The 9,616-nt window shown below is 66.2% G+C and carries 9 protein-coding genes and 1 pseudogene; 9 read left to right on the top strand and 1 reads right to left on the bottom strand.

The window, feature by feature from the left end:
* The coding region (locus ACIP0B_RS26895) for a hypothetical protein (RefSeq protein ID WP_400837882.1) at positions 1-193 on the bottom strand (193 nt) is incomplete at its 3' end.
* Positions 194-400: 207 nt separating this feature from the next.
* On the opposite strand from ACIP0B_RS26895, the gene ACIP0B_RS26900 reads away from it, so the two are divergent.
* The 9 genes and pseudogenes from ACIP0B_RS26900 to ACIP0B_RS26940 form a co-directional block, all read left to right on the top strand.
* Positions 401-580 (top strand): hypothetical protein, encoded by a 180-nt coding sequence (locus ACIP0B_RS26900; RefSeq protein WP_400837885.1) that lies wholly within the window; start codon positions 401-403, stop codon positions 578-580.
* Positions 577-3,516 (top strand): bifunctional [glutamate--ammonia ligase]-adenylyl-L-tyrosine phosphorylase/[glutamate--ammonia-ligase] adenylyltransferase, encoded by a 2,940-nt coding sequence (glnE, locus tag ACIP0B_RS26905; protein WP_400837888.1) that lies wholly within the window; start codon positions 577-579, stop codon positions 3,514-3,516. The genes ACIP0B_RS26900 and glnE overlap by 4 nt, the downstream gene beginning before the upstream one ends.
* A 266-nt stretch (positions 3,517-3,782) precedes the next feature.
* Positions 3,783-4,817: a lipopolysaccharide heptosyltransferase II gene (gene waaF, locus ACIP0B_RS26910; RefSeq protein WP_400837891.1), complete on the top strand. Its 1,035-nt coding sequence runs from the start codon at positions 3,783-3,785 to the stop codon at positions 4,815-4,817.
* Position 4,818: 1 nt separating this feature from the next.
* Complete coding sequence (gene waaC, locus ACIP0B_RS26915; protein WP_400837894.1) at positions 4,819-5,880, top strand: lipopolysaccharide heptosyltransferase I; 1,062 nt, start codon at positions 4,819-4,821, stop codon at positions 5,878-5,880.
* A complete protein-coding gene (locus tag ACIP0B_RS26920; RefSeq protein ID WP_400837897.1) occupies positions 5,880-7,001 on the top strand; it encodes a glycosyltransferase family 4 protein in 1,122 nt (373 codons plus the stop codon). The genes waaC and ACIP0B_RS26920 overlap by 1 nt, the downstream gene beginning before the upstream one ends.
* Entirely contained in the window at positions 7,002-7,808 is an 807-nt protein-coding gene (gene rfaP, locus ACIP0B_RS26925) for a lipopolysaccharide core heptose(I) kinase RfaP (protein ID WP_400837900.1), read from the top strand.
* Positions 7,808-8,542 carry a lipopolysaccharide kinase InaA family protein gene (locus ACIP0B_RS26930; protein WP_085585307.1) on the top strand — a complete coding sequence of 245 codons (735 nt, stop codon included), beginning with the start codon at positions 7,808-7,810 and terminating at the stop codon, positions 8,540-8,542. Before rfaP ends, ACIP0B_RS26930 begins: the two co-directional genes overlap by 1 nt.
* Positions 8,539-9,291 (top strand): lipopolysaccharide kinase InaA family protein, encoded by a 753-nt coding sequence (locus ACIP0B_RS26935; RefSeq protein WP_400837903.1) that lies wholly within the window; start codon positions 8,539-8,541, stop codon positions 9,289-9,291. Before ACIP0B_RS26930 ends, ACIP0B_RS26935 begins: the two co-directional genes overlap by 4 nt.
* Positions 9,291-9,616 (top strand): annotated as a pseudogene (locus ACIP0B_RS26940) (serine/threonine protein kinase); the annotation flags it as partial. The gene ACIP0B_RS26935 and the pseudogene ACIP0B_RS26940, both read left to right, overlap by 1 nt.

Raw genomic sequence — 9,616 nt, forward strand, 5'->3', positions numbered from 1 at the left:
GGGCTTCGTGGGTGACGGGGATCGTGTTGCGGTAAGGCGTGGTGATGGCGTAAGGGAGCTGCGAGCCGCTGCGGGTCGCCAGTTCGCCCATACGGGTCATCAGATAGTGAGCACGGTCTTCGCCTTCTTTGTCGAGAACCGATTCCAGGGCGTCCAGCCATTCCTGGGTTTCGACGGGATCGAGGTCTTGCATGGCTTGCTCCAGGGCGGAAAGGCTTCCAGAATCGGTTGCCTGAGTTGCGACTGGCCTTGTGGGCAGACGATTTAAAATTCTTGGATTGCCGACAGGTTGTTCCGGCGGCGTGTAGTTTTACTACAAATCATCCGGCATTTCAGCCTCCCGGATGTATAGACGAGTAGTAAAACTACAGATGAAAGGCTTATGGCCTCGGACTGCGTTGTGAGAATAATCGTTAAGGTTGGTCGTTTTCCATCTGAAAAAGGTGAAGGCTTGATGTTAGCTGCCAAAGAAGAAGAAATATCAGCTATTTCTCACTTTTGTTCGACAGTCCTTCGCGTAGCGGTTTTTCAATCATCACTACAAACGGCCATTTATACGCCGATCAAGGATAGACCATGACCCTGCCTGCGCTTGCCGAACTGCCCGCCATTCTCCTGCCGTTGGTCAGCCGATCCGAGCAGTCGTTCCGTGCCGCCGTCGGCGTCCTGGACGACGACCATGGCCTTTCGACTTGGACGCCCGAGCGCTGGTCACAATTCGCCCGCGTCACGGCGGCCAGCGACTTCGTCATTGAACAGAGCCTGCGTGACCCTTTGATGTTGCTGTCGCTGGTGAGCGGCGGCGAACTGGATCGGCCGTTCGCCCCCGGCGAGCTGTGCGCCCAGATCGCCGACGCCGTGAGCGCCGCGCAGACCGACGATGAACTGGGGCGCGTCCTGCGCCGCCAGCGCGCCCGGCATCAGGTGCGGATCATCTGGCGCGACATCACCCGCCAGGCCGACCTGGGGCAGACCTGCCGCGATCTTTCGGACATGGCCGACGCCTGCATCGACCAGGCCTACCGATGGCTGTACGAGCGTCACTGCACCCAGTTCGGCACGCCCACCGGCCGGCGCAGCGGCCTGCCGCAGCCGATGGTCATCCTCGGCATGGGCAAGCTCGGCGCGGTCGAGCTGAACCTGTCGTCCGACATCGACCTGATCTTCGCCTACCCCGAAGGGGGCGAGACCGTCGGCGTGAAGCGGCCGCTGGACAACCAGGAATTCTTCATCCGCCTCGGCCAGCGCCTGATCAAGGCCCTCGATCCGATGACCGTCGACGGCTTCGTGTTCCGCGTCGACATGCGCCTGCGTCCCTACGGCTCGTCCGGGGCGCTGGTGCTGAGCTTCAATGCGCTGGAGCAGTACTACCAGGATCAGGGCCGCGACTGGGAACGCTACGCGATGATCAAGGCGCGGGTGGTGGCCGGCGACCAGGCGGCCGGCGCGCAGCTGCTGGAGATGCTGCGTCCGTTCGTCTACCGGCGCTACCTGGACTTCTCCGCCATCGAAGCCCTGCGCACCATGAAGCAGCTGATCCAGCAGGAAGTGCGGCGCAAGGGCATGGCCGACAACATCAAGCTGGGTGCCGGCGGCATCCGCGAAGTCGAGTTCATCGCCCAGGCCTTCCAACTGATCCACGGCGGCCGCGACCTCAGCCTGCAGCAGCGTCCTCTATTAAAGGTGCTGGCCACGCTGGAGGGGCAGGGTTACCTGCCGCCGGCGGTGGTCAGCGAGTTGCGCGAAGGCTATCTGTTCCTGCGTTACACCGAACACGCCATCCAGGCGATCGCCGACCGCCAGACCCAGATGCTGCCGGACGGTGCCCAGGATCAGGCGCGCATCGCCTTCATGCTCGGCTTCGCCGATTGGGACGCCTTCCACGAAAAGCTCATGTTCTGGCGCGACCGGGTGGCCTGGCATTTCGCCCAGGTGATCGCCGATCCGGACGAGGAAGAGGGCGCCCCGAGCGAAGTGGCGGTCGGCGGCGAATGGCTGCCGCTGTGGGAGGAGGCCCAGGATGAAGAGGCCGCCTGCCGTCAGCTGGAAGAGGCCGGGTTCACGGACGCGACCAAGGCGCTGAAGGCGCTGGCGAACCTGCGCGGCAGCGCCCAGCTGCGGGCGATGCAGCGCTTGGGGCGTGAGCGTCTCGATGCCTTCATTCCGCGTCTGCTGGCCCAGGCGGTGGAACACGCCAATCCGGACCTGGTGCTGGAGCGGGTGCTGCCGCTGGTCGAGGCGGTGGCCCGGCGTTCGGCGTACCTGGTGCTGCTGACGGAAAACCCCGGCGCCCTGCGCCGCCTGCTGACCCTGTGCGCCGCCAGCCCGTGGATCGCCGAGCAGATCACCCGGTTCCCGCTGCTGCTGGACGAACTGCTCAACGAGGGCCGGCTGTTCAAGCCGCCGCTGGCTCCGGAGCTGGCGGCCGAGCTGCGCGAGCGCCTGACCCGGATCCCGGAAGACGACCTCGAACAGCAGATGGAAGCGCTGCGCCACTTCAAGCTGGCGCACCGCCTGCGTGTCGCGGCCTCCGAAATCGCCGGCAGCCTGCCGCTGATGAAAGTCAGCGATTACCTGACCTGGCTGGCCGAAGCGATCCTGGAGCAGGTGCTGGCCCTGGCCTGGCGCCAGACGGTGGCCAAGTACGGCACGCCGCTGCGCACCGACGGCACGTTGTGCGATCCCGGCTTCATCATTGTCGGTTACGGGAAAGTCGGCGGCATCGAGTTGGGGCATGGTTCGGATCTGGACCTGGTGTTCATCCATGACGGCGACCCGCAGGCGGAGACCGACGGGCCGAAGCCGATCGACGGCGCGCAGTTCTTCACCCGGCTGGGTCAGCGGATCATTCACCTGCTGACGGCGCAGACCAACTCCGGCCAGCTCTATGAGGTGGACATGCGCCTGCGGCCGTCCGGGGCGTCCGGCCTTTTGGTGAGTTCGCTGGGGGCGTTCGCCCGCTATCAGGAAAACGAAGCCTGGACCTGGGAGCATCAGGCCCTGGTGCGGGCGCGGGTGCTGGTGGGCAGCCAGGATGTCGGCCAGGCCTTCGAAGGCGTGCGCGCCCAGGTGCTGGGCAAGGCGCGGGATCCGGCGACGCTGCGCCAGGAGGTCAGCGAGATGCGCGCCAAGATGCGCGACAACCTCGGCAGCAAGGCCACCGCCGCCGGCACCGGGGCAAATGCCTTCGAGGCCGCGGCGCCGTTCGACCTCAAGCAGGACGCCGGAGGTATCGTCGATATTGAATTTATGGTGCAATACGCGGCCCTGGCGTGGTCGCAGAAACACCCGCCGCTGCTGCGCTGGACGGACAACATCCGCATCCTGGAAGAGCTGGAGCACGAAGGGCTGATGCCCGTCGAAGACGCCGCGCTGCTGCGCGAGGCCTACAAGGCCTACCGCTCCGCCGCCCACCGGCAGGCCTTGCAGAAGGAGGCCGGGGTGATACCGGGCGACCAGTTCGCGGACGAACGGCGGCAGGTGATGCGGATCTGGCGCGGGCTGGGGTTGAGCTGACACCGCCCTGTCGCCACATTGAATACCCTGCGGGAGTGGCTGGCGACAGCGATGTCGGACGTTAGGCCGGCTCCCGCAGCGGATTTGCGGTCAACGCAGATCCACGGCAAGACAAACAACCCTGTGGGAGCGGGCTTGCCCGCGAAAGCGGAGTCACTGTCGACAGCGATGTCGAAGGTCATGACCCATCGCAGGCCGCTGCACTCCCGCAGTGAACCTCGAGGCGGGGAGGCGTGATGCCTCCCCGGTTCGTTTTTGGATACCACATGAATATTCTGATCGTTGGGCCCAGTTGGGTCGGTGACATGGTGATGGCGCAGACACTCTTCCAGTGTCTCAAGCAGCGTCATCCGCAGTGCGAAATCGACGTGCTGGCCCCCGAGTGGAGCCGGCCGATCCTCGAGCGCATGCCAGAGGTGCGCCAGGCCTTGAGCTTCCCGCTCGGCCATGGCGTGCTGGAGCTGGCGACCCGTCGGCGGATCGGCAAGTCCCTGGCCGGCCAGTACGACCAGGCGATCCTGCTGCCGAATTCGCTGAAGTCGGCGCTGGTGCCGTTCTTCGCCGGCATCCCGAAACGCACCGGCTGGCGCGGCGAGTTCCGCTACGGCCTGCTCAACGACGTGCGCACCCTGGACAAGGAACGCTATCCGCTGATGATCGAGCGCTTCATGGCGCTGGCCCATGACGCGAACGCCGAACTGCCCAAGCCCTATCCGCGCCCGAGCCTGCAGATCGACCCGGTGACCCGCGAAGCGGCGCTGGCCAAGTTCGGCCTGACCCTCGACCGTCCGGTGCTGGTGCTGTGCCCCGGCGCCGAGTTCGGCGAAGCCAAGCGCTGGCCGTCCGAGCACTACGCCAAGGTCGCCGAGGCACGGATCCGCGAGGGCTGGCAGGTCTGGCTGTTCGGCTCCAAGAACGATCACGCGGTCGGCGAAGACATCCGCGCACGGCTGATTCCGGGCCTGCGCGAGGAGTCGGTCAACCTCAGCGGCGGCACGTCGCTGGCCGAGGCCATCGATCTGATGTCCTGCGCCGACGCGGTGGTGTCCAACGATTCGGGCCTGATGCACGTAGCCGCTGCCCTGAACCGTCCGTTGGTGGCGGTCTACGGCTCGACGTCGCCGGGCTTCACCCCGCCGTTGGCCGATCAGGTGGAAATCGTGCGGCTGGGCCTCGACTGCAGTCCGTGCTTCGACCGCACCTGCCGGTTCGGCCATTACAACTGCCTGCGCCAACTGATGCCGGATGCGGTGAACGACGCCTTGCTGCGTTTGCAGGGCAATGTGGTCGAGGTTCATTAAGTTGCGGGTACTGCTGATCAAGACTTCATCGTTGGGCGACGTGATCCATGCGTTGCCGGCGCTGACCGACGCGGCCCGGGCGATCCCCGGCATCAAGTTCGACTGGGTCGTGGAGGAAGGCTTCGCCGAAATCCCGAGCTGGCATCCGGCCGTGGGCAAAGTGATTCCGGTGGCGATCCGCCGCTGGCGCAAGAACCTCTGGCAAACCGTCAAGAGCGGCGAGTGGAAGCGCTTCAAGCAAAGCGTCCGGGCAGCCAAGTACGACCTGGTGATCGACGCCCAGGGCCTGCTCAAGAGCGCCTGGCTGACCCGTTACGTGAAGGCCCCGGTGGCGGGCCTGGACAAGGGCTCGGCGCGGGAGCCGATCGCGGCGCGGTTCTACGACCGCAAGCTGGCGGTGGCCCGTGGTCAGCACGCGGTCGAGCGGGTGCGCCAGTTGTTCGCCATCGCCCTGGGCTATGACCTGCCCCAAGGCCTGGGCGACTACGGCCTCAATGTCGAGCGCCTGGTCGAGCTGCCGCGCAAGAGCGCCTACGTGGTGTTCCTGCACGGCACCACGTGGGACACCAAGCACTGGCCGGAAGCCTATTGGCGCGAGCTGACCGAGCGGGTCGGCCACCTCGGTGTCGGCGTGAAGCTGCCGTGGGGCAATCCGCTGGAGAAGGCCCGGGCCGAGCGCATCGCCGCCGGCTTCAGGCACGCCGAGGTGCTGCCCAAGCTCAACCTGGCCGGTGTCGGCAAGGTGCTGGCCGGCGCCCAGGCCTGCGTGGCGGTGGACACCGGCCTCGGCCACCTGGCCGCCGCGCTGGATGTGCCGACCCTGTCGCTGTTCGGCCCGACCAACCCCGGCCTGACCGGCGCCTACGGCAAGGTGCAGATCCACCTGGGCAGCGATTTCCCCTGCGCGCCGTGCCTGCAAAAGAAATGCACCTACCAACCGACGGCCGAAGACGCCCGTCAATTCGACCTGAAACGCGAGTCGCCCCTGTGCTTCACGCGTGTGAACCCCGAGCGTGTCGCCAGCCGACTGAGCACGTTGTTGATGGCTGAGGAGCTGCGCTGATGCAATTGGCATTTGTCCTGTACAAGTATTTCCCGTTCGGCGGCCTGCAGCGCGACTTCATGCGCATCGCCCTCGAATGCCAGAAGCGCGGCCACTCGATCCGCGTCTACACCCTGATCTGGGAAGGCGACGTGCCGCCCGGTTTCGAGGTGCTGGTGGCGCCGGTCAAGGCGCTGTTCAACCATCGGCGCAACGAAAAGCTCAGCGCCTGGATGGAGGCGGACCTGGCCAAGCGCCCGGTGGACCGCCTGATCGGCTTCAACAAGATGCCGGGGCTGGACGTCTACTACGCCGCCGACGGCTGCTTCGAAGACAAGGCGCAGAACCTGCGCCATTCGCTGTACCGCCGCTGGGGCCGCTACCGCCATTTCGCCGAGTACGAGCGGGCGGTGTTCGCCAAAGATGCGAAAACCGAAGTGCTGATGATTTCCGAAGTGCAGCAGCCGCTGTTCATCAAGCATTACGGCACGCCGGTGGAACGCTTCCACCTGCTGCCGCCGGGCATCGCCCAGGACCGTCGGCGCCCGGCGGATGCGGACGAGATCCGCGCCGGTTTCCGCGCCGAATTCAACCTGGCGGACGACGACCTGCTGCTGGTGCAGATCGGCTCCGGCTTCAAGACCAAGGGCGTCGACCGCAGCCTGAAGGCGCTGGCCGCGTTGCCGGCGGAACTGAGGAAACGCACCCGGCTGTTTGTAATCGGCCAGGATGACCCCAAATTGTTCCAGATGCAGAGCGCAACCCTGGGCCTGGGCGACAACGTGACGTTCCTCAAGGGGCGCAGCGACATCCCGCGTTTCCTGCTGGGCGCCGACCTGTTGATCCACCCGGCGTACAACGAGAACACCGGGACGGTGCTGCTCGAAGCCCTGGTGGCCGGGCTGCCGGTGCTGGTCAGCGCGGTCTGCGGCTACGCCCACTACATCGCCGAGGCCGACGCCGGGCGGGTGCTGGACGAGCCGTTCGACCAGGCGCAACTGACCCGCTACCTGGCCGACATGCTCGGCGACGCCTCGGCGCGGGCGGCCTGGAGCCGCAACGGCGTGGCCTTCGCCGGGACGGCCGATCTGTACAGCATGCCGCAGCACGCGGCCGATGTGATTCTGGCGGAGCACGCTTAAATGAAGTTGATGCTGGCTGAACCGTTCAAGAGCCTGTGGGCCGGCCGCGATGCGTTCGCGCAGGTCGAAGGGCTCAAGGGCGAGGTCTACCGCGAGCTGGAAGCCCGCCGGACATTGCGCACGGAAGTCGACGGCAACGGTTATTTCGTCAAGATCCACCGGGGCATCGGCTGGGGCGAGATCTTCAAGAACCTGCTGACCGCCAAGCTGCCGGTGCTCGGCGCGGGCCAGGAATGGCAAGCCATCCAGCGTCTGCAGCAGGTCGGCGTGCCGACCATGACCGCCGTCGCCTACGGCGAGAAAGGCAGCAACCCGGCGGACCAGCATTCGTTCATCGTCACCGAAGAGCTGGCGCCGACCGTCAGCCTCGAAGACTTCAGCATCGACTGGGTCCGGCAGCCGCCGCAGCCTGCGCTCAAGCGTGCGCTGATCGCCGAGGTCGCGCGGATGACCGGCATGATGCACCGCGCCGGCGTGAACCACCGCGACTGCTACATCTGCCACTTCCTGCTGCACACCGACCGACCGGTCACCGCCGGTGACCTCAAGCTGTCGGTGATCGACCTGCACCGTGCCCAGACCCGTCCTGCCATCACCCGGCGCTGGCGCAACAAGGATCTGGCGGCGCTGTACTTCTCCGCGCTGGACATCGGCCTGACCCGCCGCGACAAGCTGCGTTTCCTCAAGGGCTACTTCCAGCAGCCGCTGCGCCGGATCCTCGCCGAAGAGGCGCCGCTGCTGAGCTGGCTGGAGGGCAAGGCCAACAAACTCTACGCACGCAAGCAACGTTACGGGGATGCGCTCTGATGGCGGGTTGGAACCTTGAGCCGACTTACCGCGACCTCAGCGCAGACTTCGGCTCCCTCGAAGCGGTGTTCGCCCTTCAGGGCGAGCGCCTGACCCGGGATCCGCTGTCCGAGGTCATCCGCGTGCAGCGGGACGGGGTCAACTATTACGTCAAACGCTACTCCGGCGCCGGCAAGGGCTTGCGCCGCTACATCGGCAAGCCGCGGGTGAAGATGGAGTGGCAGAACCTCAAGCGCTTCGCCAAGTGGGGCATCCCCACCGCCGAAGTGGTGGCCTGGGGCCTGGAGCGTCGCGGTGCGGCCTACGCCCGCGGGGCGATGATCACCCGCGAGCTGCCGCGCACCGAAGACCTTTCGGCGCTGGCCGAGCGCAACGATCCCAAGCTCAAGGACCGCGCCTGGGTCGACGGCATCAGCCGGCAACTGGCGGTGTACACCCGCACGATGCACGACCACCGCTTCACCCACAACGACCTGAAGTGGCGCAACCTGCTGATCGACGACCAGGCGCAGCTGTTCCTGATCGACTGCCCCAACGGCGACTTCTGGCGCGGCTTCTGGCTCAAGTACCGGATCACCAAGGATCTGGCCTGCCTCGACAAGGTGGCCAAGTATCACCTGTCGAACACCCAGCGCCTGCGCTTCTACCTGCAATACCGTCAGCGTGACCGGCTCAACGCCGCCGACAAGAAACGGATCCGTCACGTGGTGAGATTTTTCGAGGGACGCGAATGACTGATTTTCTGGCCGCTGAAGACCGTGCGTTGCTGGAGCGCCACGGGCTGGGCACCTTCGAGGCGCTGTGGTCCAAGCAGCTCGATGCGGTGGACGAGCCGAACACCGACGGCGGCGGCTGGAGCAGCGTGTTCAGGCTGGAGCTGGAGGGCTGCGGCTACTACCTCAAGCGCCAGAGCAACTACCTGACCCGCACGCTGCACGCGCCGTTCGGCGAGCCGACGTTCGCCCGCGAGTTCCGCAACATCAGCCGATACCGCCAGCTCGGCATCCCGGCGTTGCAGGCGGCGTTCTTCGGCGCGCGCAAGGTCAACGGCGAAGTCCGCGCGATCCTGCTGACCCGCGCCCTCGACGGCTGGGACGACCTCGATTCGCTGCTGCAGCGTTGGTCGGACCTGGGCGCTGCGCAGCAGTCGGCCATCCTCAAGGCCTGCGGCCAACTGGCCCGTCATCTGCACGGCAGGCGCCAGGTGCACGGCTGCTTCTACCCCAAGCATATTTTCCTCAAGGCCGACGGCGCAGCGTTTCAGGCGCAGTTGATCGACCTGGAGAAGACCCGTCCGCTGCTGTTCGGCCTGCGTGACCGGGTCAAGGATCTGGAGCCCTTGCTGCGCCGAGCGCCGGAGTGGAGCGAGGCGCAGCTGCGCGAATTGCTGGCGGCCTATCTCGACCAGCCGGCCGACGCATCGCTGGTCGACAGTTGGGTCACGCGCCTGACCGCACGGCGCAGCCGCAAGGAGACCCGCTGATGCAGCTGTCCGAACTGAAGGATGCCGGACGTACGCCGCAACTGCCGTTGACGGTGTCGCTCGCCGATGCGGCGGGGCCGGCGGACCTGCAACTGCTCAGCCTGCTGCGGGTGCTGCCGGGGCAGCGCTATGTCGGCGCCGGTGTGTGGCGTGGCCGCCCGGTGCTGGCCAAGCTGCTGGTGGGCAGCAAGGCGGCGCGGCACTTTGAGCGCGAGCTGAACGGCGTGAAGCTGCTCGCCGCCCAAGGCATGACCACGCCGTTGCTGCTGGCCGACGGCCTGAAGGACGGCGAGGGCGGCTGGCTGCTGTTCGAGTTTCTCGAAGG

This window comes from Pseudomonas sp. NPDC089534 (assembly GCF_044749305.1).
Classification (GTDB): Bacteria; Pseudomonadota; Gammaproteobacteria; order Pseudomonadales; family Pseudomonadaceae; genus Aquipseudomonas; species Aquipseudomonas ekonensis.